This window comes from Bacillus sp. AFS037270, assembly GCF_002585305.1.
The window spans coordinates 89,200-113,854 of sequence record NZ_NUNF01000024.1 but is presented as its reverse complement, the minus strand read 5'-3'; the positions used below and the strand labels follow the sequence as shown (position 1 = coordinate 113,854).

Below are 24,655 nucleotides of genomic sequence, written 5' to 3'. Positions count from 1 at the left end.
TCCACCTTTTTTCTATTAAAATAGTTTAATACAATGTCATCTACCTTAACGGAGCAAAATCTTTTACCTTTTCAAGTATGTTTTCGATCTCGTCCAATACATCCTGTGTTAATACTAAATCAACTGCTTTTACATTCTCCTCCACTTGCTGTGGACGGCTGGCCCCAATAATAGCCGAACTAATACTAGGATGACGAAGAATCCAGGCGAGTGCCAGCTGACTTAATGTTACACCTAACTCTTCAGCCACGCCATGCAATTGCTGTACACATTCTAGAACATCATTTCTGAAATAACTATTAATGACCCAGTTAGTCGAATCATTTGCTGCCCGGCTGTCTTCAGGCTTTTCTGTATTAGGTTTATACTTTCCTGTTAAAACCCCTTGGGCTAACGGTGAAAAGACAATTTGTCCAATACCTTTTTCCGTACAAACCGGCAGGACTTCCTTTTCTATATATCTCTCCAACATGTTATAGATTGGCTGATTTGAGATAATCGGCCGTAAGTGATTGGCCTTACCGATTCCCACAGCATTTTCAATTTGTGCAGCACTCCATTCACTGACGCCTGCATATAATATTTTCCCTTGCCTAATTAAATCATCTAAAGCATATAGTGTTTCCTCAACTGGTACCTCTGGATCAAAGCGATGACATTGGTACAAATCAATATAGTCTAGGCCGAGCCGCTTGAGACTGGCATCACATTGTTCAACGATATGCTTCCTTGATAGACCGCGCTCATTTGGCCGATCCCCCATTGGGAAGAATAGTTTTGTGGCGACTACATAACTGCTCCGAGGGATTACTTTTAGTGCTTCACCAAGGACCTCTTCTGCCTTCCCCCCTTCGTAAGCATTTGCCGTATCAAAAAAATTAATACCTAGTTCATATGCTTTATGGATGCAGTCATGTGCCGTATTGTCAGTGACAGCCTTCCCATATGTTAACCAGCTTCCTAAACCAATTTCACTAACCTTTAATCCGCTGTTTCCAAGTCTGCGATATTTCATTATTTAAATCCCCTTCACTTTCATTAATATTAACGGGCTGTTGCCGTTTTCGAATTAACAACCAATACTTTTTTCTCCCATGCCCGGCTTCTCCATCTGAAATACATGACAATGCCTCTTTCCCATTCATCGACGATAAAGGCAATCCAAATTCCAGCCAAGCCTAATCCCAAATGAATCCCTAAAAAATAGGAAATGGGTACAGCAACCCCCCACATGGATAGCACGCCTATTTTTACTGAAAACGCGGCATCACCGGTTGCGCGGAGTGAGTTTACGACCAAGATGTTAAAGGTCCGGCCCGGTTCAAGTATCAAACACAATAGCAATAACTTACCACCCGTATGGATAATTTCTTTATCATTCGTAAAGATGCGCATAATATCTTCTCTAAAAATAGCAACTAAAATTGAGATGAAAATGGTAATAACAAAGCTGTATTTTAAACTTTTCAGTAATTGACGATAGGCACCTTCAAAATCTCCTGCTCCTACTCTATATCCGATGAGAATTTGCGTTCCCTGCCCCATCGCTAATCCAAATAACATGATGAACGACATGATATTCCAGGTATACACTCGAGTGGAAAGAGCGGCTGCTCCAATAATCGCGGTAATAGCAGTCATCGCCATCTGGCTCGTATTATAGCTAATTTGTTCACTGGCAGCTGGTATGCCAATTTTTAAAATTTTTTTAATTTGCGATATTTGGAAGTTAAAATAATCTTCTTTTTTTATAGCTATTGGAAGCCTTCTATACATAAGGATAAATGCAATAAGTAGAGCAGCAGCCCGGCTTAATGCAGTTGAAATTGCAACACCCTTAACTCCCAGCACCGGGAATCCAAATAATCCAAAAATAACAATACTATTGCCCGCTAAGTGAATCACATTCATCATCACAGAGACAAACATGGCCTCTCTTGTAAAGCCGTGTGCTCTTAAGATAGAGGAAACTGTAACGAGGACAGCTTGCAAAAACAGGGTCCCGCCCACAATAGATAAATATTCATAACCTATTTCTGCAATATCCGGTTTAAGATGGAACATTGCTAAAAGCGGCCCCTTAAATATGACCATTAACAAACTAACAACTAATCCGATGACTAGATTAATAGATATGGATATAGCTGATGCTTGCTTTGCGTCTTTTCTCATTCCCGCACCTAAATATTGTGAAACTAGAACCGCCGTTCCTGTTGCAGTAAAACTGAAGATTAGTATCGTAAAAAAGACAAGCTGATTGGCAACACCAACAGATGCTACCACGTGATCAGAAATATGCGAGAGCATAATGGTGTCGGTACTGCCCATAATCGTTTGCAAGAATAACTCTATGAAAATAGGCCATGTGATAGTTCTTAAGCTCATGTTTCTTTGATCAATTGAAGTTGCCATTTTCCTGTCCACCTTATTAATTTCACATCATAAAAGCTCTAAGCCAATACCAGCCGGCCTCTTCATTACGTTCGCTTTATTTACAGAAAAAGATTCATATCAAGAAAAGATATGAACCTATTCTGCTAATTATTATTAGATTTAACTAACTAGGAAAACCTAGGTTTGGAGTACCGTCCGGATTCCAGGTAAACTCTTTCGCACAAGTGTGGCGGTTTGGATCATATAGTGGATCTCCAACAATTTCTGTATAGTTTCTTACGTGATAGACAAGAATATCCTTGCTTCCATCTTTAGAGACTGTGAAGCTGTTATGTCCTGGACCGTATTGGCCAGCTTCATAATTGGTTTTAAATACCGGTGCTTCCGATTTACTCCATGAATTTGGGTCCATCACATCACTTGATTCTTCCGCAGTCAAAAGGCCCATGCAATAATTCTCATCCGTTGCACTTCCGGAATAGGAAATAAAGATTTTACCATTTTTCTTAAGTACAGCTGGCCCTTCATTTACCCAGAATCCAATCGTTTCCCAATCATATGCCGGTTTAGCAATCATCACTTGCGGCCCTTTAATCGTCCATGGGTTTTCTAATGGGGCAATGTATAGATTAGAATTACCTCTGATGTTAGGGTCCTTTTGAGCCCAGACAAGATATTGCTGTCCTTTATGCTCGAATGTTGTTGCATCTAATGCAAATGATTCCCAATCTGTTTTAATTTGTCCCTTTTCCTCCCATGTACCTTCTAACGGATTAGCTGATTTGTTTTCAATCACAAACATGCGATGTTGAAAAAGTCCATCGATTATTTCTTTTGATGGTGCCGCAGCATAATAAATGTACCAACTGCCATTAATATAGTGAATTTCTGGTGCCCAAATCAGAGCACTCAATGGTCCTGTTTCATGCTTTTTCCAAGCGGTAACAGGTTCTGCATCAGCTATACCCTGGATGGTTTTTGAACGTCTAACCTCGATACGATCATATTCAGGAACAGATGCGGTAAAGTAATAATATCCATCCGTATGTTTATAGATCCATGGATCCGCTCTCTGCTCGATAATCAGATCCTGTGCTGTTTTTGCCTCTTCGACTGTTACTTTTACCATCGTAATCTTCCTTCCAAAAGATGTGAGCTATTCATTATTTTTTTGCATCGGCGACTGGGACACCAAAATTCGGTGTTCCATCTTCATTCCAAGTAAACACTTGAGCTCGAGTATGACGGTTTGGATCCCATAACGGGTCGCCCTCAATATCCCGATAGTTACGCGCATGATAGATAAGAATATCTTGGCTTCCGTCTTCTGATACTGTGAAACTGTTATGTCCCGGTCCGTATTGACTGTTTTCTAGATTTGTTTGAAATACAGGTGTTTCTGATTTTTTCCATGATGCAGGGTCTAATAAATCACTATTTTCATCAGCAGAAAGGAGACCCATACAATAATTGTAATCTGTGGCACTTGCAGAATAGGAAATGAAGATCTTTCCATTTCTCTTTAAGACTGCTGCTCCTTCGTTTACTAAGAAGCCAATGGTTTCCCACTCATACTTAGGATTTGTGATCATCACTTGTGGTCCTTCAATCGTCCAAGGATTGACCATTTTTGCGATGTAAAGGTTGGAGTTGCCAACAATTTCAGGGTCTCTTTGGGCCCATACATAATATCTTTTCCCCTTATGCTCAAATGTCGTAGCATCAAGAGAGAAAGACTCCCAGTCCGTTTTTACTTGACCCTTTTCTACCCAAGTTCCTTCCAGAGGGTTCTCGAAATCATTTTCAATAACATACATCCGATGGTCAAAAATCTCATCTGCCCTTGCAGCCGCATAGTAGATGTACCATTTTCCGTCAATGTAATGAATCTCAGGTGCCCAAATGTTTGCGCTCATTGGGCCTTCTTCATGTTTTCTCCAGGCAACGACTGGTTCTGCTTCAGCCAACCCCTGTATGGTTGCAGCCCTTCTGACTTCAATCCGGTCATATTCAGGAACAGACGCTGTGAAATAGTAGTAACCATCTGTATGTTTATATACCCATGGATCAGCACGCTGCTCGACAATGGGATTATTTAATGTTTCAATCTTAGGCATATTGTAATCACCTTTCTCTTTCATTTATCTCACTACTTCTTGATGATTGACTTTGATTACCTCATTTAGAAACTTTAACGCTGTAAAACGATTTCTTAAATGGTGGGCTTCGGTTAAACTTCTCATGATAAGGTCTCCGTCAATTCCCAGTTGGCTTGGTAGTATTTCTCCTCCAACTTTTTCGATAAGTTCACGCAGTTGAGAAGCTTTTGGAATAGCCGCGTATACCGCTTTAATTTCTTCAATGTTCTCTTTAATATTTCTAACGATACAATAGTCTTCAACTGTTTTTATCGTATCATCTAATTTTCTCAGTACAGAGATGGCTGGGATAAATTCTCTTTCATATACATCTGCTAGGAGCGCAACCGCCACCCCCACCTTGGCCCCGTGAAGGACTTGCGGGCGGTTTTGTCTTAAGAATTCCATCTCCCAATAGTGTGAGAGGTGATGCTCCCCTCCTGAAGCTGGATGAGATTGGCCAAATAGTAACATCGCTAATCCAGATTGAATAAGTGCTTCAATTAAAATGCGGATACCTTCTTCATCAGCGGCGGCAATTTTATCCGCTTTTTCAACACATAATTGAAGAGCCTCTCTCGTAATGTTTGCAACAAGGGGACAATATGGTTCACCATAAGTAAGATGCCCAAATTTCCAATCCGCAAGGGATGTATATTTGGCTAACATATCCCCAAATCCTGCCGCGATCATTTTCTTAGGCGCATCCCGTAGTATGCCTAAATCAGCAAATACAGCAATAGGCGCCATCATTTGAAAGGTTTTCTTCATCCCTCTCACAATTATTGGTGCTCCCATAGAGGTAAATCCATCAACAGAAGGAGCAGTAGGAATAGAAATGAACGGAATTTTCATTTTAGTACTTGTAAAGCGAGCAATATCGTGGATCGTCCCGGATCCTACCGCTAAAATGACTTCAGTATCTTGTGACGTTTCCAACTTTGCTTGTACTAAAGACTTTTCGTCTGCTACTACATTATTATTCTCGTCAGGCTGCAGCAAACAGGTAGAATAGACAACCTTTGTTGTTGATAAATGCTTGGATAGCTCTTCCCCAGCAGCACGAAAAGTCTGCTCGTCTGCAATGATAACTGCTTTTTTAAATGCTTTCTTTTCCAAATAAGCAGCGGCTTCCCCTAATACATTGTTCCCTACTAAAATGGTCTCAATCGGAATCTGATTATGATGATTGCCGCAGTCACAACTATTAGCTAGACTCATAATTTCAGTTATTATTTTTTCCATTATCGTTCCTCCTGCTCCTCCAACTATCCAAACCTATTTATTTAGCTGCAACACCGAATTTATACTTTGTCACAGATGTGTACTCTCGGTCTTTTTCTAAGACCCAGGAAGGAAAGTTAGGGTGGTGGATGGCATCTGGCAACCCTTGCGTTTCTAAACAAATGCCAAGGTATTTACGGGATGGAACACCGTAAATCTCACCTTCTGATTTCATTTGGTTTCCAGAATAGACAACGACTCCTGGCTCATCGGTTTCAATGGTCAATGTACGGCCGCTCTCAGAATCTGTAAGAATAATTTCTTGGTCATGGTTGGTTGATAGTAAAAAGGGATGATCATATCCTTGGCCTGCTAATTGATTTTGCGGATGATTGGATTCAACCCCCGATTGAATCAAACTTTCACTAGTAAAATCAAACGGTGTCCCAAGAACGTCCAGCAGCTCTCCGGTTGGAAGCAATTCATCATTTAATTCTAGGAACTTATCACTTTTAATCGATAGTGAATGATTGAGAATATCCCTTTTAATATTTCCACTTAGGTTAAAATAAGAATGATTGGTCATATTTAATAATGTCTTTTCATCCGAAATTCCTGAATAGTGGATGGTTAGTTCATTCTGATTATTGAGTGTATAAGTTACCTTTATATTTAAATTTCCTGGGTAACCCTCTTCACCATCAGGGCTCAGGTATGCAAATTGAACACTTACTTCTTCGTCATTCTCTTTTATTGAAGCATTCCAAATCACTTTATCGAACCCTTTATTCCCTCCATGGAGATGGTTGTTGTTTTCATTTTTTGCGAGGGTATAGGTTTTTCCGTCAAGTTCAAACGATCCGCCCTTTATGCGGCCTGCTACACGTCCGACAACTGTACCGAAGAAATAACTGCCACTTACATATTCTGCTAATGTATCATATCCCAAAACAATATTTTCAAAATTCCCGTTCTGATCGGAAGTAATGATTTTAGTAATAATACAACCATAATTAATACAAGTAAGCTCCATACCATGGTCGTTAACGAGTGTATAAGAATTAATCGTTTGATTGTTTAATTCACCAAACTTTTCTTGGATAACCTTCATATTAATCCTGCCTTTCATTCCTGTGTGATCGCTTAAGGGCATATCATTCAAATAAAAAATAGTCCATATCCTCTTAGTCTAGTTAACTAAAAAGATATGGAATATAAAGAGAATTACTTACGTTTCGCTAAACGGATTACATTCCAAGAAAGCTTGGGAAGAATAGCCGTTACGCCGCCATTCTCGGTCTTAGCATTTCCATTTGAATGAGGAGCTACAGGTGTTCCCTTAGCTGAATTCGTTTGCTTAATATCGTCATTTTCTAGGACAATATGCTCGACTACTTCGTAGCCTTCAAAATTACGGATATCCACTTCTAGGTCTAAGCCTTCTTGAAGGTGACGGTTTACTGCAAAGATGGTTAATGTTTCTTCTCCTTCATTGTAGACAGCTGTTGACTCTAAATATGGAACATCCGTGAAATCCTTGCTATCATATTTAGGACTTGAAATGATAGGATTTAGCGAAACTCCACGGCCAAATACAGATGTATGCATGTATGGATAGAAAATCGTTTGCTTCCATGCAGGTCCGTTATCTTCAGTCATAATTGGCGCAATAACGTTTACCAATTGTGCAAGGCAGGCAATTTTCACACGGTCCGCATGCTTTAGCAATGTAATCAGCATACAGCCTACTAATAGAGCATCTTCAAAGTTATAAATATCTTCTAATTGTGGTGGTGCAATGCTCCATGGTTCAATTCTTTTATCCTGCTCATTGCTGTGATACCAAACGTTCCACTCGTCAAAAGATAGATTAATATTCTTTTTGCCGCGTTTTTTCGCTTTAATGTAGTCAGCAATAGAAATGACAGATTTAATAAAATCATCCATTTCTAAGGAAAGGGCTAAATAGTTTGAAATGTCATTGTCACGGTTGCCATAATATTGGTGCAGAGAAATAAACTCAACATGATCATAGGTATGATCAAGAACAGTAGCTTCCCAATCTGCAAATGTAGGCATATTTCTGTTTGAGCTTCCACAGGCAACAAGCTCGATTGAAGGGTCCACCCACTTCATAACTTTTGCAGCTTCTTGGGCAAGACGGCCATATTCAGCAGCAGTCTTGTGACCAATCTGCCACGGACCATCCATTTCGTTCCCTAAACACCAGGTCTTAATGTTATAAGGATCTTTTACTCCATGGGAAATTCGTAAATCACTATAGTAAGAGCCGCCAGGATGGTTACAATACTCTACTAAATTTCGAGCAGCATCAATGCCGCGTGTTCCAAGGTTAACGGCCATGTTTACATCCGCGTTTACAAGCTGGGCCCATTTCATGAACTCATTCGTACCCATTTCGTTTGTTTCCGTTGTACGCCAGGCTAATTCTAACCGACGCGGGCGGCTTTCAACTGGTCCCACGCCATCTTCCCAATTGTATCCGGATACAAAGTTTCCGCCTGGATAACGAACAAGCGGTACTTGCAGTTCTTTTACCATTTCAATCACATCTTGACGGAAGCCATTTTCATCTGCTTGAGGATGACCTGGTTCATAAATACCGCCATAAACGGCACGTCCTAAATGTTCGATAAAAGAACCGTAAATACGATTATCGATCTCAGATACTTTAAAATCCTTTTCTAAAATCATTTTTGCCCTTTGATTGGACATGTTCATTCTTCCTCCCCTGTCATCTTAATAGTCTTATCAACGAGACAACTACTATAAATACTAGTTAACTGACTTTATCCCATTTTGGTTTACCTGCAAATGGACAGCTTTTGTTTTTAAACTTGGCCCGGTAGCGGACGATACATCCGCTATGTGCACAAGTGGTACCATATTGCAGGGAAGGACAGCTCTCACAAGTCTTTAATCTTGCTAGATAGACCTCGTCAGAAACAATAACAGTTGGGTTCTCTTCAGCTTCTTTGACTAATTCTTGAATGATCTCTTCCGTTACGATTACACTCTCCACGCAGCCCTTGCACAGACTTTTCTGATTCACTGTCATTCCCCGCCTTCTTCTTTTATTCAATAACTAATGTCACAACAGACATAGCTGGAAGTTTGATGGCCAATTTATTATTTTCAACAGCTACACCTGTGAATTCAACTGGTTTAACAACATCCGGTTGTTCAAATGTGTTATGAGCATTCATCGTGTCCGCAGTGATAATGGTGCCTGACACCTTTGTATTCGCTGCATTAATACCGCGCAGGTCTAAATCTAATTCAGCCCCGTTTTGGTGATCGATATTACATAAGCTTACATGGATTTTGCCTTCTGCATTTTTCGATGCAGATACTGTTACCTGCGGCAATGTTTCACCATTATACTCATAAGTTCCAAATGAAGAATCAACAGCTAAAACTTCTGCATCCTGGTGAACCTTGTACATATCAAATACATGATACGTTGGAGTAAGAATCATCTTCTCGCCTTCAGTCAGAATCATGGCTTGTAATACGTTAACCGTTTGAGCAATATTTGTCATTTGAACACGGTCCGCATGGTTATGGAAAATGTTGAAGTGTAAGCCAGCCACTAATGCATCACGAATCGTATTTTGCTGGTATAAAAATCCTGGGTTTGTACCTGGCTCAACATCAAACCATGTCCCCCACTCATCAATGATCATGCCAATGCGTTTTTGTGGATCATACTTATCCATAATCGTACTGTGTTTAGTAATTAACTCATCCATATGAAGAGCTTTTTTCATCGTAATGAACCATTCATCTTCTGGGAAATCAATGGCAGAGCCTTTTCCTAACCAGAAGTCTCCTGGAATGGTGTAATAGTGAAGGCTTAGTCCATCCATTAACCAGTGGGCATTTTTCATTAACACTTCTGTCCAGTTATAGTCATCGACATTCGCGCCGCCGGCAATTTTATAAACTTTGTTATTTCCATAGTTTCTTACATAGGTTTGGTATCTGCGATATAGATCAGCATAATATTCAGGACGCATGTTTCCGCCGCAGCCCCAGTTTTCGTTACCAACACCAAAATACTTTAATTTCCATGGCTCTTCACGGCCATTTTCACTGCGCCAGTTGGCCATTGGTGATTCGCCTTCAAAGGTCATGTATTCAACCCACTCTGACATTTCTTGAACCGTTCCGCTTCCAACGTTTCCGCAAATATATGGCTCACACTCTAGTAATTCACATAGAAGCATAAATTCGTGTGTACCAAAATGGTTGTTTTCTACGACACCGCCCCAGTGAGTATTAACCATTCGTTTGCGGTTTTCCCTAGGACCAATACCGTCTTTCCAGTGATATTCATCGGCAAAACAGCCGCCCGGCCAGCGAAGGACTGGAACCTTAATGTTTTTTAATGCAGCTAATACGTCATTCCGAATACCTTTTGTATTTGGGATTGAAGAATCCTCACCAACCCAAATCCCTTCATAAATACATCTTCCAAGGTGCTCTGCAAAATGACCATAGATATTTTTATTAATTTTTCCTTTTTGGATATCTGCGTTGATTATTACATTATTCCCCATCAATAAACGCCTCCATTTTTTGAATGTTAAAAACCAAATTACAAGAAATCTTATAGACGATCGTTAATCTTATTAATAGGGCTATTATGTCATAATAGCCCAGATCATTTTTATGAATGGTAATCCATGGTTTCTTCCGTCATCTATTAACGAAAGATAACGTCATTCCAACGGATTTCGTTATTGAAAGCGTGAGTGTTTGTATCATTATTGATTACTAGGAACTCAATTCCAGCTAGTTCAGCAAAGTCTCTAAGCTGTTCAGTTGTTACCTTATAAGAGAAGCCTGTATGGTGCGCACCGCCAGCCTGGATCCAGTTTTCAACCGCTTGGCTTAAAGATGGCTGAGTCTTCCATAATACGCGGGCAACAGGAAGCTTTGGCATTTCCTTTTCTAACTTGACCGCATCTACTTCATTTACAAGTAGACGGAAACGATGTCCAAGGTCAACGATGGTTGCATTCAATGCTGAGCAGCCGCCTTTTCCATCAAATACAATTCGGGCAGGGTCTTCTTTACCACCGATTCCAAGTGGATGAACCTCGATTTTCGGACGAGTGGCAGCGATGGTTGGGCAAACTTCAAGCATGTGAGAACCAAGAACCATTTCATTCCCTGGCTCAAAATGATACGTATAATCTTCCATGAAAGAAGTTCCTTCATTACCAGCAATAATTTTCATCAATCTAACAAGCGCCGCTGTTTTCCAGTCACCTTCACCTGCAAAACCATAGCCTTGTTCCATTAAACGCTGTACTGCTAAACCAGGAAGCTGACGGATGCCATGTAAATCTTCAAAAGTAGTCGTGAATGCAGCATAACCACCTTCTGTTAAGAATGCTTTCATGCCAAGTTCAATTCTAGCCTGATAACGGATGGAATCACGAACTGGACCATCTGTAAGTCCTTCTGGAGTAATATCATATTGCTCCTCGTATTCAGCCATTAACTGGTCAATTTCTTGTTCTGTTACATCATTCATGCGTTGAACGAGGTCACCCACTCCGTAACCGTTTACTGTCCAGCCAAACTTGATTTGCGCTTCTACCTTATCACCCTCTGTTACCGCTACTTCGCGCATATTGTCACCAAATCTTGCAACTTTAAGAGATTTGCTTTCCTGGAATGCAGCTGCTGTTCTCATCCAGCTGCCAACACGCTCTCTTACTTCTTGGTTTTCCCAATGACCAACAACAACTTTACGCTTTACTTTCATACGTGCTGCGATGAAACCATGCTCACGGTCACCGTGGGCTGCTTGGTTTAAGTTCATGAAATCCATATCGATTGAATCCCAAGGGATATCACGATTAAATTGTGTAGCTAAATGTAGATAAGGCTTTTGAAGAGAAGAAAGGCCTGCAATCCACATTTTTGATGGTGAGAATGTGTGCATCCAAGTAATGATACCTGCACAATTTTCATCGGCATTAGCTTCGAGGATCAATTTGCGGATAGAATCTGAATCCTTTACTACTGATTTAAAAATTAATTTATAAGGTACAGCAGATTCTAATCCATTAACAATCGTTTTTGAGTTTTCTTCAACCTGACGAAGAACATCTTCTCCGTATAATAATTGACTTCCTGTTACAAACCAGAATTCATATGCTTTTGTAGTTAACACTGTAATTCCTCCTAAGTATAGATATTAATTTAGTAATTTATTAAATTTGTACTCTGCAGCCAGTCATCCGTACAAGTTATCTAAGATTTCGGCATTTAGTATTCTATTAGACTACTTCTGTCCGTAATATGCGTTAGCACCATGCTTTCGAAGATAATGTTTATCCAGCAAGAATTGGTCGATCGGCTTAATTTGCGGGTTAAGCGTAAATGTATTTAACGCCATCTTGGCTACTTCTTCTAAAACAACCGCATTATGAACGGCTTGGTCTGCATTTTTCCCCCAAGCAAATGGAGCATGACCTGATAATAAAATTCCTGGCATTGCAACAGGGTCAAGTCCTTCTTTTTCAAAGGTCTCAATTATCACATTGCCTGTTTCAAGCTCATATCCACGATCAATTTCCACTTGGGAAAGGGTACGTGTACAAGGAATCTCTCCATAAAAATAATCCGCATGTGTCGTCCCAAGTGCTGGAATTGGACGTCCTGCCTGCGCCCAGCTTGTAGCACCTGGGGAGTGAGTATGAACAATTCCTCCAATTTGCGAGAATGCCCGATACAATGCAAGATGTGTTGGTGTATCAGAAGAAGGTCTTAAGCTCCCTTCCACGATGTTTCCGTCTAAATCTAGTACAACAAGATCATCGATTTTCAGCTCATTGTACGGAACACCACTTGGCTTAATTACAACCAGGCCTGTTTCACGGTCAATTCCGCTCACATTTCCCCAAGTAAACGTAACCAATCCATGTTCTGGAAGCGCTAAGTTAGCTTCCAGAACCTCTCTTTTCAAACGTTCTAACATACGGTTTCTTCCTCCTTATTCTCTAATAAGAATACGTTTACAAATCTAATAAAAATTTTTTTAATCTAAAAATAATTAATAGCTCTAATTCAGTCATTCTATTGAAATGAATTTATTATACGTACAAGATATTTAATAAGGGTGACAACCTTATTATTAATTCCTATAAGTTATGCGAACAACTTTAACTTGTACGTATAACCTTGATTTGATTTTACCATTTATTTGTTTTTTTTCAATGGTATTTTTATAATTAATTTACGTTTTTTAATATTTACTTTAGATTGGCTATTGCTGCTCTTTCGATTGCAAGTCCGTTGATATAACGCTTCATAAACTGCTCAAATCCCTCAACATCCTTTGGAACAGGAGACACAGTCGTACCAGCTCTTTCTGAAAATACTTTGTGGCTTAAATACTCTTCCAACGTTTCATTATCGGATTTGTTTATCATATAAGATGCAAGCAGGGCGATCCCCCATGCTCCGCCCTCTCCTGCAGTTTCCATAACGGAAACAGGAACATCGAGAGCAGCAGCCATGATGTTCTGTCCAACACCTTTTGTCTTAAACAGGCCGCCATGACCTAGGATTACATCTAGTTCCACTTCTTCTTGTTTAAGAAGAATATCCATACCAATTTTCAGCGCTCCCAATGCTGTATATAAATGTACACGCATGAAATTAGCCAGGTTGAAATTGCTATCAGAAGAACGGACAAACAATGGACGACCTTCTTCAAAGCGGGTAATGTGTTCACCGGAAAGATAACCATATGCAAGTAAGCCGCCGCAATCCGGGTCCCCTTGAAGGGCCAAATTATATAGAGTTCCGTACAATTTATTCATGTCAACATCCATACCCATTGCTTTTGAAAATTCTTCAAACAATCTGACCCATGCATTCAAGTCTGAAGAACAATTGTTGGAATGAGCCATTGCTACCAGGTTACCTGTAGGTGTGGTCACAAGGTCAATCTCGGTATAAACTTTGGAGAGTTCTTTTTCCAGTACAACCATTGCAAATACAGACGTTCCGGCTGAGACATTACCTGTACGCTTCGCTACGCTGTTTGTTGCGACCATGCCTGTTCCCGCATCACCTTCCGGCGGACAAAGTGGAATACCACCCTTTAGTTCTCCTGTAACATCCAGAAGCTTCGCCCCTTCTTCTGTAAGTACACCAGCGTTTTCACCCGCTACCAATACCTTAGGAAGAATATCTTCAAGTTTCCAAGGCAGATTATGAGGTGCAATCAATTCATTGAATTGTTTGATCATGGTCTGATTATAGCTCTTCGTATTCAAGTCAATTGGAAATACACCGGATGCTTCACCAACTCCCAGAACCTTTTCTCCTGTCAGTTTCCAATGGATATAACCAGCTAGAGTGGTCTGGAAGCTAATGTCAGCAATATGTTTTTCCTGATTCAAGATCGCTTGATACAGATGAGCTATACTCCATCTTTGAGGAATGTGGTAGTTAAACAGTTCGGTCAGTATTTTCGAAGCCTGTTCAGTAATATTGTTACGCCAAGTGCGGAAAGGGACCAGAAGCTCTCCATCTTTGTCGAAAGCCATATAGCCATGCATCATCGCACTAAAACCGATTGCTCCTACTGTTTGTAGGGTAACTCCATATTGCTGTTTTACATCCTTAGCCATTTTTTGATAGCTGTCTTGTATACCCTTCCAAATATCCTCAATGCTATAAGTCCAAATATTGTTCACATAGCTGTTTTCCCAGTCATGGCTGCCAGATGCGATCGGTGCATTATCTTCTCCAATGAGAACTGCTTTAATTCGGGTTGAACCTAGTTCAATACCAAGTACTGTATTACCACTTTGAATGGCATTTTTCACATCATAACTCATGTAATTTCCCCCCTATTTTATAGAAACCTCTTTAATTTGGTTGATAGAAATTATCCAGTTCATTTCAAGCATTAGTTTTGCTGCCATGATACCATTATTAGTTATCCTTACAACTCACTTAATCATCCGAACTTGTACGTATAACTCAATTTAAATTTTACCATCTATGAATTTTTTTTCAATGCCTTTTTATATTAATTTAATAGTTTTGACTATTTATTTATTATTTTCTTTCCCCAAATAACGGTACCTTCCTGATTCATTCCTGTGAAAACCAAAGTACCCCTCCAGTTCTCCCAATCCCAGGCCGGAATCACCTTTACAGTAAAATTCCAATAGTCTTTAGGCGCAACCCCGGGATCATATATGAACAACTGTAATGTGTTCTTTCCTGTCAATTTCCAATGGCTTTTCCCTTTGCCATTCATAATTTCCCCATTTGTGAGTAATTGGAGCTTTGTCGAACCTTCCATAGTATCATCAAAGCGATTCAAAACAATCTGCTGCCATTCTCCAATTAAATTGGACTCGCTCACTTTTTGCTCGGTTTCGCCTGCATATCGCTCAGGAGAAACAACCGGCCAGCCATCATCGGTCCAGACCATTTTTCTTACATGCAGATGCGACCAATACTTATCCTCTCCGGCTCTAGCATTGTGAATTAGATAATAGTTTTCTCCATCTTGAAGTAATCCATTATGTCCTGTTCCCAGCCAGCCTGGATCTTTTCCGAAAGAATAAGCTGCTACGATTTTATTTCCGGTATTAAAGGAGTCGTCACTCGGGTCAATCATGTCCTTGTGGTTATAGTCTAAAAAAGGTCCTGTGATGTTTTTAGAACGGGCAACCCTCACATTATACGTGTCTTCTAACCAATCATAAGAAACAGTTAAATAATAGTAACCCGTTTTTTTGTTATAGATTATTTCTGGACCTTCAATTCCAGCATTCATGTCCTTCCTTTGGGCGAGCAAGGTTCCTTGATCATTAGGATTTACTAATTTACCGGTATTTTTATCGACCTTTGTAATAAAGATCCCGCCAAAATAGGATCCATACACCATCCACGGCTGGCCATTTTTATCAATGGTTATGTCTGGATCGATCGCATTAACGGTATTTCCGTCGCCTTCTTTCGATTTAAAGACTGCTCCTTCATCCTTCCAGGGACCTTCAATTTTGTCGCTCGTCGCTAGGCCAATATAAGAATTCCTTTTCCCTACCTCAGAAACAGAATAATATAAATAGTATTTTCCATTCATTTGAATGACGTTTGGCGCCCAAAATGTTGTTCCATGCGTCCAGTCCCACGCCTCTTCAGAAACTTGATCAAATACACGGCCAACGAATTGCCAATGAATTAAATCCTTCGATTTCCTGATTTGAATCCCAGGAGTTGGCGGTGATCCTACCATATAATCAGTAGAAAACACATAATACCAGCCATCCGCTTTAATAATGGCCCCATCATGGGTGAAATTAGTCGTCCACTTTTTTTCATCATAAAGAACATCCGAGTTAACATTTTTAATCGGAGTTTTTGCCGGTGCTGAAGGCAGCTTTATTCCTGTAAAATCATTTTCCTTTGGCTGGTAGTGTCTAAACCCGAAGATTGCTGCCGGGATGATGATTACAGTTAACAACACCCCCATTAGGATCACTTTGGTTTTAGTTTTCATTCATATTCTCCCGGTCGATAAAACGACATTAGTATTTTTTGAGATAAGAAAAGGCACTTATCAAAACAAGTAGATAATAAGTGCCTTTAGTTAATTTTCTATTAAACTGTGAATGTTCATTATAAATGCACTAGCAATAATTTAATTGGTCAACCTTTTACACCGGAAATCGCAATTGATTCGATGATTTGTTTTTGGAAGATAATGAATACAATTAGCATCGGCAATAACGCTACCATAGATGCCGCCATAATCAGCGGGTAGTCACTTTGAATCGCGTATGATGCATTAAAGTTTGCAATAACTAGCTGCAATGTTTGTTTTTCTGGTGAGTTCAAATAAAGAATTGGACCTAAGTAATCATTCCAGATTCCCATGAACCATAGAATTAACTGGGCAGCTACCGCTGGTTTGATTAATGGGAAGATAATCTTATAAAAGATTTGGAAATAAGAGCATCCATCAATTTTTGCCGCTTCGATGATTGAATTTGGAATGCTCGTTAGGAATTGCCGTAAAAAGAAAATCATAAATATGTTACCAAACAATCCAGGGATAATTAATGGTAACAGGCTATCAACCCAGCCAATTTTTGAAAACATAATAAATTGCGGGATCATAAGAACAGGATACGGAATCATAACGGAAGCAAACAGCATGATGAAAATCTTATTCTTTCCAGCGAATTGTAATTTTGAAAAAGCAAACGCTGCTAAGCTGGATGTGAATGTTCCGATTACCGTAACTGTCACAGCTACAATTAAACTATTTCCGATACCAGATAAGAGCGGGCCCATATCCCAGATTTCGGCGTATTTACTAAAAGAAATTGTCTCAGGAATCCATACTGGCGGTAAAGCAAAGACATCTTCTTTTGATTTAAGGGATGTGGAAAACATCCATAATAACGGAGCTACCATGAAGATTGCCCCAATACTTAGTAAGGCAAAAACTAATATATTGGTAATTCTATTTTTCTTTTTCTCAGACATGGGTTCTGCTTTAACCGACTTTTTTGCCATTGCAACTTCCATTTTTCAAGCCCCTTTCTATAAACTCTTTTATTCCCGTTGTTAATCCAAATCAAAAGAATTTTTCTCGTTGATCTTAAACTGGATTAAAGTAACAATAAAGATGAAAAGTCCCAGTACCAAGGCCATTGCAGATGCATAACCTAATTGGAAGTTACCAAATGCTTTTTGCCAGATGTAGAATACAACCGATGCGGAGCTATATTCAGGACCACCTGTTGGGGTCATAACGTTAATTTCCGTAAAGATTTGAGCACCGCCAATAATATTTGTAACGATAATAAAGAAGGTTACTGGTTTTACCATTGGCAAAGTGATGTACCAAAAAGATTTTAAAGCATTTGCACCATCTAATTTAGCTGCTTCATAAAAGGATTTAGGAACACTCTGAAGTGCTGCCAAATACAATAACATCGTATAGCCTAGACCTTTCCATACTGCCATAATAATTAAGGCAGGTTTAACTGTGCCTGTATTTTGCAGCCAGTTTGGACCCTTAATACCAAATAGATCTAAAAATTGGTTAACTAAACCATAATCGCCATTGTAAGCCCACTGCCATAAAATCGAAATCGCAGCAAGTGAAGAAATAACCGGAATATAATAGAGAACTCGGAAGGTATTTGTTCCAGGGATCCCTCTATTTAAAGCTAAAGCAAGCAATAGTGCTAATACAATGCCAATCGGAATTCCCAGCATCATAAAGATGGTATTATACATAGACTTATAGAAATATTCATCTTGAAATAAATTCTTAAAGTTTTCTAGTCCGATAAAATTCATCTGTCCTAAGCCGTTCCAATCCGTAAACGCCCCGTAGATCGAATATAATAAAGGAACCAAAGCAAATATGAGGAATCCTAAAACCGGTGCCGCAATAAATAAATAGGCGTATCTTTGTTCCGTGCGATACAGCTTGGATGTTGTTTTCATCTTTCCCCACCCTTTCACATGTCTTGTCGAGACATCTCCCTTTCTCTAAATTTCTTATAACTAAAAAAGTTAGATAAAAGGAATAAATGGTGCTAGCAAACTTCCTCAAACTAGCCCCATTTACACTATGTCAAAAACGATATTATTTCTTTGCAGATTGTTTTTCTTGTTGAATAGCTGCGTCTAATAATTTTTGCATTTTTGGCTGTTCTTCTTTTACATACTGAGCAGCTGTTTTCTTGCCATCAAGTACAGGCTGAATGTTTTTAAAGAATTCATCATACCATTCACTAGTATAAGTGAACTCTCCTGGGAAGCTGCGGCCATAATCATTGATAATATCTAAGAATTCTTGCTTGTTTGCTGGCTTAATAGAAGTATTAGCAGCCCACTCTTCAGCAACTTTCACGCTGTTTGGAAGCTGGATTTGTGCATCAACTAATGCTTGTTGTCCTTCTTGGTCAGCAGATAGATAGGTAGCTAGTTCAGCTGCTGCTTTAGCATTTTTAGTAGTAGCTCCTACACCAATTCCAAGTGAACCGATCCATGCAGCAGTTTTTCCAGTAGAACCAACTGGCCATGGAATTAAATCATATTCAAACGGTAATGTTGCATATGTTGCCATATCCCAAGGACCTACAGGGAAGAATGCTAATTGACCTTTCATCCATCTTTGGTATGTGTCAAGTGTTTGTGCTTCAGAGATAGATGGAGTCACTTTGTATTTGGTTTGCTGATCTGCAAACCATTGTAATGCTTCAATAAATTTAGGATCATCGATCGTTACTTTTGTATGTGTTTTATCAATGAAATCTGCACCGTTGCTCCAAACGATTGGCTGTAACGACCATTGTACATTAAATCCTGTACCGTATTGATCAACTTTACCGTCACCGTTTGTATCTTTTGTTAACTGTTTTGCTACATCGATAAATTGGTCTAAAGTATATGGCTTATCTTTGTCAGGAAGTGGAATTCCTGCTTTTTCAAACATTGTTTTATTGTAGCCTAGTGCGAATCCGCTGATATCCTTTGGCAAACCGTAGATTGCGCCTTGGCCAAGTTCTTTGCCATCAAAACGGTATTTATTAATACCCTTTTCCCACATATCACTTAACTTAACATCTTTTGAACCTTCAACATATTTCGTGATATCTAGTAAGATTCCAGAGTTTACATATGCTTTAACTTGAGCTGGGTTATAGAAGAAAACATCCGGAATTTTGTGTCCTGCAATCGCAGCTTTTAATTTTGTATCGTATTGGTCAGGAGCGACAGAGACAACAGTTACTTTTACATTTGGATGTGACTCTTCATATTTCTTAACAGTCGATTTATAGGCTTCTAATTCTTTAGGTTGACCGCGGAACATAAAAGTAAGTTCTGTTTTGCCGCCGTCTTTACCTCCACTAGATTGATTTCCACATCCTGTAAGGATGGAACCAACCACCAAAATCGCTAGCAACAAAAGTGCGCTTAATTTTTTAGATGCTTTAAACAAGTAAATCCCTCCAATTAAATTGATTTAAAAATTGTGTAAAAATTAAAACCATTGGAAGCGTAATCACTTTTCAATAAAAAATAAAGTGTTAATGTTAGTAAACTAGTTAACTCTTTAATTTAGATGTACGGACATGTAAAAGTGATTAGATATGAACCCCTCCTAAAAAGCCCCTCTTTATTAAGATTATAAGTCTTAAGTATGATATTTTATAAGGCTTTTTTTATCGATTTTTGTAAAACCGTGAAAGCGTATTCCTTATATTTCAAATATTAATATACCTGTTCGTACATGTCAATCATTTTTCTATTAATTTTTATTTTTTGTACGTACGTGTCAAATGGTTGATTTATAAGCTTTTTATACGATAATAATCGATCTGCTTAGATTCTTTCAACAAAGCGCCAGATGAAATTCTTTTCAATGAACATTAGACTCATGATTTTTCGTGTTTATTAGTCACTTTTCTAATGGATTCGACACTAATTAACTTCTTTTATTAAAATTTTTATTATACTCGAAAAGATAAATAAAAATTTTTCATAGTTTTTTTTAATTATTTTTGTTACGATAATGTTATAAAACTGTTGTACGTATAAGTTGAAGGTTTTTCATACAAGTTGAAAGAAGGTGATATCAATGGCCCAGAAGACGAAATATAATATGGTAAAGGAAAAAATAACAGAATGGATCACAAGTGGGAAGGTACAACCTGGAGAAAAGATTTATTCTGAAAATGAACTGGTTAAAATGTTTGGGGTCAGCAGACATACCGTCCGTCAAGCCGTTGGGGATTTAGTACATGAAGGATGGCTTTACCGAGAACAAGGAGCAGGTACTTTTTGCTCGAATAAGATGTTACAACCAAATGTAGAATCTGAAATGATTTCTCCTATTAAAAGTTTAAATACAAATGGGAAAAATATTGGAGTTATTACAACATATATTTCTGATTATATTTTTCCATCTATTATCAAAGGAATTGAATCCTATTTAACAGCACAAGGCTATTCGCTAACGTTTGCTTGCACGGATAACGATGTAGAGAAAGAAAAACAATGCCTGCAAACGATGCTGAGCCGGAATATTGATGGTCTAATCGTAGAACCGACTAGAAGTAGCAATTATAACCCTAACATTCATTACTACTTACAATTAGAACAAAATAATATTCCCTATCTAATGATTAACCAGTTCTATTCTCAGCTGATGCCTCCACACATCATCATGAATGATGAACACGGCGGTTTTATTGCTACTGAACATTTAATCAATCTAGGCCACGAGAAAATAATTGGCCTTTTCAAAACGGATGACCTTCAGGGAGTCAATCGGATGCAAGGGTTTATCCGCGCATTTAGGGAACATAACCTCCCGTTTTTCCCGGATATGGTTATTACCTATACAACAGAACAAAAGGATAATAATCTAGTGGAGCAATTACAGCAATTTTTCACGACAGATGATAAGCCAACGGCAATTGTTTGTTATAATGACCAGTTAGCATTGCAGGTTTTATTCATGTTAAGAGGAATGGGCTTAAGCGTTCCTGAGGATGTTTCCATTGTCGGATACGACGACTCTTCCTTGGCGGAAGCTACAGATGTCAAACTAACATCCGTTACGCATCCGAAAATGGATATGGGGATTGAAGCGGCAAAATGGATTGTTTCTGCAGTAGAGAAACGAGGCAGCATTGAGCACTCAACCATTTATGAACCTGAACTGGTCGTCCGAAACTCTACCTCAGCATTAGATAAAAACCAATAAATTTAAAAGAAAGACACNNGTGTCTTTCTTTTAAATTTAAAATTTGTGCAATATCCTACTAGCTACTCCTTACGAACATCTTTCCTTTTTTTTCTTATCCACGTTATGATAGATAAAATAAAAGAAAGGCAAAAGAGGAATGTATAAAATACCCAAGGATCATCAATAACTACTTTTGACTGCCACGGCCAGAGATATTTCTCCATACATATGTTCAGCTCCTAATGCACCTACAATCCACTTCTAACTATTGATTTATTTGAAAATTTCCTGCGAATACAGGCCACGATTAATAAGAGAAAGGGAATAATAATCCACCATATTAAACCCATATATCCTAAATTTTTTATAGAATACCAATGTTCTGAAGTGCTCCTTGATATGGTTAATCCTAAAATAAATACGATCATCGATATAGGCATTACCAATACCCTGCTGTCACGCAGGTACAACAATAGCTGCACCCCCCGAATGACACCATAAAGTTGTAACGACACTTTAAAGAACGCCGTTCCCACAAAATACAATATTCCCAATGCATCAAGGTTTTCAAGAAAATCTGCAACAGATATAACTTTGACTAACCGGTACAGGGGGTAGGTACTAGTTGAAAAGGTACCCTCACCAAAGGTAAGAACAGCTAGTCCATCAAAAGCGGCAAGGAGGAATCCGTACAAAACAGAAGCTAAGAGAGTGGGTTTTATTATACGTTTCGAATCTATAACTAAGGTCCAGATCATCGCGAATTCAAGGGTTTCCGAAAATGACTGCTGGATCCCGTTCGGCCATACCGCTTTCCAAATACGTCCCCATCCTTCCCCTAAAACCGGCTGTAAATGCTTGATATCAATTATATCCGAGGCGAAAATTAAGACGATCTCTATTAAAAATAAAACTAAGATGACTGGTAAAATCAATTCGGCAAGCCGGGCTAGAACCTCAATCCCACTATACAAAGCATAAGAGATGGCAATCATAAACACAGCAAGTATGACCCAATTAGGAGTTCCAGGCAAAATGGTGGTGGGGATAAGATCCTTTATATCACCAAGTGTTCGTCCTGCGTTATATAAAAAATGAAGCATATAGAACCAAGCAAGGGGAACACCGATCCATTGGCCAAACTGGGCAGGAAACCATTCAACAAGAGTCAATCCCGGCTGAAGACGCATTAACATGAGATACATAATAATGAGGCATGTCCCAATCACCGTGCATATTAAAGTAGATAACCAAGCATCACTACCTGCTGCAGAAGAAAATCCAAATATTACCGAGGTACCAATCTGAAATACTAGTGTAAGCATAAATAATTGGCTAATTGAGATTCTCTCCATGGTTTCCCACCACCTGACCCATTTTTTGTTAAATCCGCTCAGTATTAACATAAACAAAATTTTTCCATCTATCCGCGAGATTTATTTTTATATCTGGTTAAAATAAGAAAAAAATTTAACCACTAGGGGGTGAGTTTTTAAGATGGGATTCATGAGCTGGTTTGGGAAGAAAACCTTCAATTCAAAACAAAGCCAAAACCCACAGTCATCTAACCATGAAAAAGATTTCTACGACCAACAGCTTAAAGGCAATGTTCACAATAATTTAGAGCAGTTGAAAACGATTTTTGAACGATCTTCGGATATTGTTTTTCGTGAATTTCAGCTGGCTGGGATACAAAATGGAGTTCTTATTTTTTTGGATGGCTTGGTTGATAATCAGATCATTGATTCCGACGTTATAAAACCCTTATTGAACGTGGGGAATAATGGGACGCTTCCGTACACGAAAATACCTTTGAAAGAGATGGAGTCTTTTCTTCGGGATCCACTGATTTATGTTTCACAAATAAGTATAGGGAAAACTATGAAGGAAATAGTGGATCACATTTTAAGTGGTGACACTATTCTATTATTGGATGGTATAAATCAAGCTCTTTTTATTAGTGCTCAAGCATGGGAAATGAGATCCGTCGAAGAACCAGCAACCGAAGCGGTGATTAGGGGGCCTAGGGAAGGATTTACTGAAAATCTGCGAACCAACACCAGTCTGATTCGCAGACGGTTAAAAACGCCTCAGCTTAAAATGGAATCCATGACCGTGGGGCGGTTATCTAAGACAAAAATGGTGATTACCTATTTGGAGGGAATTGCCGAGCACTCGCTCTTAGCGGAGGTAAAGGAAAGACTCAATCAAATCGATATCGATGCAATTTTAGAAAGTGGCTATATCGAGGAACTAATTCAGGACAACCCCTATTCTGTTTTTCCCCAAGTAAACAATACGGAACGCCCGGATAAAATAGTGGCAAATTTATTGGAAGGGAAAATCGGGATTCTTATCGATAATACCCCTTTTGCCTTAATTGTTCCGGTTAGTTTTTTTGAAATGCTCCAATCGAGCGAGGATTATTATCAGCATTATATGGTTTCGACGGTAATCCGATGGCTTCGCTTGTTTATGTTAGCTGGTGCTTTGCTTTTGCCATCACTTTATATTGCCATTACGTCATATCATCAAGAAATGCTTCCTACAACCTTATTACTTAGTGTGGCTTCGAGCAGGGAAACTGTTCCGTTTCCCGCTATAGTAGAAGCTTTCATAATGGAAGTCTCCTTTGAGGCATTGCGGGAAGCCGGTGTACGCCTGCCGCGGCCAGTTGGACAAGCTGTAAGTATTGTTGGCGCCCTTGTAATTGGACAGGCAGCAGTACAAGCAGGAATTGTATCAGCTTCAATGGTTATTATCGTTTCCATAACAGGGATATCTTCATTTATTTTTCCAGTATTTAGTCAGGGAATCGCCATTCGTTTGCTTCGATTTCCGATGATGATCTGCGCAGGAACGCTCGGTTTGTACGGTATCTTGGTAGCTAGTTTAATTCTTTTAATCCATATGACCCGGCTTCGCTCGTTCGGTGTTCCTTATTTGTCTCCAGTTGCACCTTTGGATTTCTCGAGTCTCAAAGATACTTATGTACGTGCCCCTTGGTGGAAAATGATAGACCGTTCCGATCAGACAGGGAAAAAGAATCGTAAACGAATGAATCATTTAATGCGTCCACGGCCGCCTAAACCGAGGAACTAGCTCGAGTGAG

The 24,655-nt window shown here is 39.1% G+C and carries 19 protein-coding genes; 2 read left to right on the top strand and 17 right to left on the bottom strand.

The features are described from left to right. Positions 1–40: 40 nt before the first annotated feature. From COD92_RS12850 to COD92_RS12775, 16 genes are all read right to left on the bottom strand, one after another. A complete protein-coding gene (locus tag COD92_RS12850) occupies positions 41–1,015 on the bottom strand; it encodes an aldo/keto reductase family protein (RefSeq protein ID WP_098531815.1) in 975 nt (324 codons plus the stop codon). A gap of 29 nt (positions 1,016–1,044) precedes the next feature. Beyond that, entirely contained in the window at positions 1,045–2,412 is a 1,368-nt protein-coding gene (locus tag COD92_RS12845) for an MATE family efflux transporter (RefSeq protein WP_098531814.1), read from the bottom strand. Between the two features lie 145 nt (positions 2,413–2,557). Continuing rightward, positions 2,558–3,523 carry a glycoside hydrolase family 43 protein gene (locus COD92_RS12840; RefSeq protein ID WP_098531813.1) on the bottom strand — a complete coding sequence of 322 codons (966 nt, stop codon included), beginning with the start codon at positions 3,521–3,523 and terminating at the stop codon, positions 2,558–2,560. A gap of 34 nt (positions 3,524–3,557) precedes the next feature. Next, entirely contained in the window at positions 3,558–4,511 is a 954-nt protein-coding gene (locus COD92_RS12835; RefSeq protein WP_098531812.1) for a glycoside hydrolase family 43 protein, read from the bottom strand. 24 nt (positions 4,512–4,535) lie between these two features. Beyond that, entirely contained in the window at positions 4,536–5,777 is a 1,242-nt protein-coding gene (locus COD92_RS12830) for a sn-glycerol-1-phosphate dehydrogenase (RefSeq protein ID WP_098531811.1), read from the bottom strand. Positions 5,778–5,814: 37 nt separating this feature from the next. After that, positions 5,815–6,867: an aldose epimerase family protein gene (locus tag COD92_RS12825; protein WP_098531851.1), complete on the bottom strand. Its 1,053-nt coding sequence runs from the start codon at positions 6,865–6,867 to the stop codon at positions 5,815–5,817. A 113-nt stretch (positions 6,868–6,980) separates the two neighbouring features. After that, on the bottom strand, positions 6,981–8,492 hold the full coding sequence (arfA, locus tag COD92_RS12820) for an arabinosylfuranosidase ArfA (protein ID WP_098531810.1): 1,512 nt from the start codon (positions 8,490–8,492) through the stop codon (positions 6,981–6,983). A gap of 64 nt (positions 8,493–8,556) precedes the next feature. Beyond that, complete coding sequence (locus tag COD92_RS12815; protein ID WP_142950580.1) at positions 8,557–8,829, bottom strand: DUF6171 family protein; 273 nt, start codon at positions 8,827–8,829, stop codon at positions 8,557–8,559. A 22-nt stretch (positions 8,830–8,851) separates the two neighbouring features. Then, on the bottom strand, positions 8,852–10,339 hold the full coding sequence (locus COD92_RS12810) for an alpha-N-arabinofuranosidase (RefSeq protein WP_098531808.1): 1,488 nt from the start codon (positions 10,337–10,339) through the stop codon (positions 8,852–8,854). 146 nt (positions 10,340–10,485) lie between these two features. Then, positions 10,486–11,967: an L-arabinose isomerase gene (gene araA / locus COD92_RS12805; RefSeq protein WP_098531807.1), complete on the bottom strand. Its 1,482-nt coding sequence runs from the start codon at positions 11,965–11,967 to the stop codon at positions 10,486–10,488. Positions 11,968–12,078: 111 nt separating this feature from the next. Beyond that, entirely contained in the window at positions 12,079–12,774 is a 696-nt protein-coding gene (araD, locus tag COD92_RS12800) for an L-ribulose-5-phosphate 4-epimerase (RefSeq protein WP_098531806.1), read from the bottom strand. A gap of 274 nt (positions 12,775–13,048) precedes the next feature. Continuing rightward, positions 13,049–14,647 carry a xylulokinase gene (locus COD92_RS12795; RefSeq protein ID WP_098531805.1) on the bottom strand — a complete coding sequence of 533 codons (1,599 nt, stop codon included), beginning with the start codon at positions 14,645–14,647 and terminating at the stop codon, positions 13,049–13,051. A 212-nt stretch (positions 14,648–14,859) separates the two neighbouring features. Then, positions 14,860–16,326: an arabinan endo-1,5-alpha-L-arabinosidase gene (locus COD92_RS12790; protein ID WP_098531804.1), complete on the bottom strand. Its 1,467-nt coding sequence runs from the start codon at positions 16,324–16,326 to the stop codon at positions 14,860–14,862. A 149-nt stretch (positions 16,327–16,475) separates the two neighbouring features. Further along, positions 16,476–17,318, bottom strand: coding sequence for a carbohydrate ABC transporter permease (locus COD92_RS12785; protein WP_098531850.1), 843 nt, complete (start codon positions 17,316–17,318; stop codon positions 16,476–16,478). An 81-nt stretch (positions 17,319–17,399) separates the two neighbouring features. Next, entirely contained in the window at positions 17,400–18,290 is an 891-nt protein-coding gene (locus COD92_RS12780; RefSeq protein ID WP_098531803.1) for a carbohydrate ABC transporter permease, read from the bottom strand. 142 nt (positions 18,291–18,432) lie between these two features. After that, positions 18,433–19,791: an ABC transporter substrate-binding protein gene (locus COD92_RS12775; protein WP_255286731.1), complete on the bottom strand. Its 1,359-nt coding sequence runs from the start codon at positions 19,789–19,791 to the stop codon at positions 18,433–18,435. A gap of 639 nt (positions 19,792–20,430) precedes the next feature. On the opposite strand from COD92_RS12775, the gene COD92_RS12770 reads away from it, so the two are divergent. Then, positions 20,431–21,561 carry a GntR family transcriptional regulator gene (locus COD92_RS12770; RefSeq protein WP_098531802.1) on the top strand — a complete coding sequence of 377 codons (1,131 nt, stop codon included), beginning with the start codon at positions 20,431–20,433 and terminating at the stop codon, positions 21,559–21,561. Positions 21,562–21,791: 230 nt separating this feature from the next. Here the strand turns inward: COD92_RS12770 and COD92_RS12765 are convergent, their stop codons facing one another. Then, positions 21,792–22,898, bottom strand: coding sequence for a GerAB/ArcD/ProY family transporter (locus tag COD92_RS12765; RefSeq protein WP_176541296.1), 1,107 nt, complete (start codon positions 22,896–22,898; stop codon positions 21,792–21,794). Between the two features lie 142 nt (positions 22,899–23,040). On the opposite strand from COD92_RS12765, the gene COD92_RS12760 reads away from it, so the two are divergent. Then, complete coding sequence (locus COD92_RS12760; RefSeq protein ID WP_098531800.1) at positions 23,041–24,645, top strand: spore germination protein; 1,605 nt, start codon at positions 23,041–23,043, stop codon at positions 24,643–24,645. Positions 24,646–24,655: the final 10 nt, after the last annotated feature.

Excerpts from the sequence above, each read along its gene's own strand:
- COD92_RS12850 (WP_098531815.1), bottom strand. The coding sequence starts at position 1,015 with ATGAAATATCGCAGACTTGGAAACAGCGGATTAAAGGTTAGTGAAATT.
- COD92_RS12790 (WP_098531804.1), bottom strand. The coding sequence starts at position 16,326 with ATGAAAACTAAAACCAAAGTGATCCTAATGGGGGTGTTGTTAACTGTA.
- COD92_RS12810 (WP_098531808.1), bottom strand. The coding sequence starts at position 10,339 with ATGGGGAATAATGTAATAATCAACGCAGATATCCAAAAAGGAAAAATT.
- COD92_RS12845 (WP_098531814.1), bottom strand. The coding sequence starts at position 2,412 with ATGGCAACTTCAATTGATCAAAGAAACATGAGCTTAAGAACTATCACA.
- COD92_RS12835 (WP_098531812.1), bottom strand. The coding sequence starts at position 4,511 with ATGCCTAAGATTGAAACATTAAATAATCCCATTGTCGAGCAGCGTGCT.
- COD92_RS12825 (WP_098531851.1), bottom strand. The coding sequence starts at position 6,867 with ATGAAGGTTATCCAAGAAAAGTTTGGTGAATTAAACAATCAAACGATT.
- COD92_RS12760 (WP_098531800.1), top strand. The coding sequence starts at position 23,041 with ATGGGATTCATGAGCTGGTTTGGGAAGAAAACCTTCAATTCAAAACAA.
- arfA (WP_098531810.1), bottom strand. The coding sequence starts at position 8,492 with ATGTCCAATCAAAGGGCAAAAATGATTTTAGAAAAGGATTTTAAAGTA.
- COD92_RS12780 (WP_098531803.1), bottom strand. The coding sequence starts at position 18,290 with ATGAAAACAACATCCAAGCTGTATCGCACGGAACAAAGATACGCCTAT.
- COD92_RS12785 (WP_098531850.1), bottom strand. The coding sequence starts at position 17,318 with ATGTCTGAGAAAAAGAAAAATAGAATTACCAATATATTAGTTTTTGCC.
- COD92_RS12795 (WP_098531805.1), bottom strand. The coding sequence starts at position 14,647 with ATGAGTTATGATGTGAAAAATGCCATTCAAAGTGGTAATACAGTACTT.
- COD92_RS12830 (WP_098531811.1), bottom strand. The coding sequence starts at position 5,777 with ATGGAAAAAATAATAACTGAAATTATGAGTCTAGCTAATAGTTGTGAC.
- araD (WP_098531806.1), bottom strand. The coding sequence starts at position 12,774 with ATGTTAGAACGTTTGAAAAGAGAGGTTCTGGAAGCTAACTTAGCGCTT.
- COD92_RS12770 (WP_098531802.1), top strand. The coding sequence starts at position 20,431 with ATGGCCCAGAAGACGAAATATAATATGGTAAAGGAAAAAATAACAGAA.
- COD92_RS12765 (WP_176541296.1), bottom strand. The coding sequence starts at position 22,898 with ATGGAGAGAATCTCAATTAGCCAATTATTTATGCTTACACTAGTATTT.
- COD92_RS12840 (WP_098531813.1), bottom strand. The coding sequence starts at position 3,523 with ATGGTAAAAGTAACAGTCGAAGAGGCAAAAACAGCACAGGATCTGATT.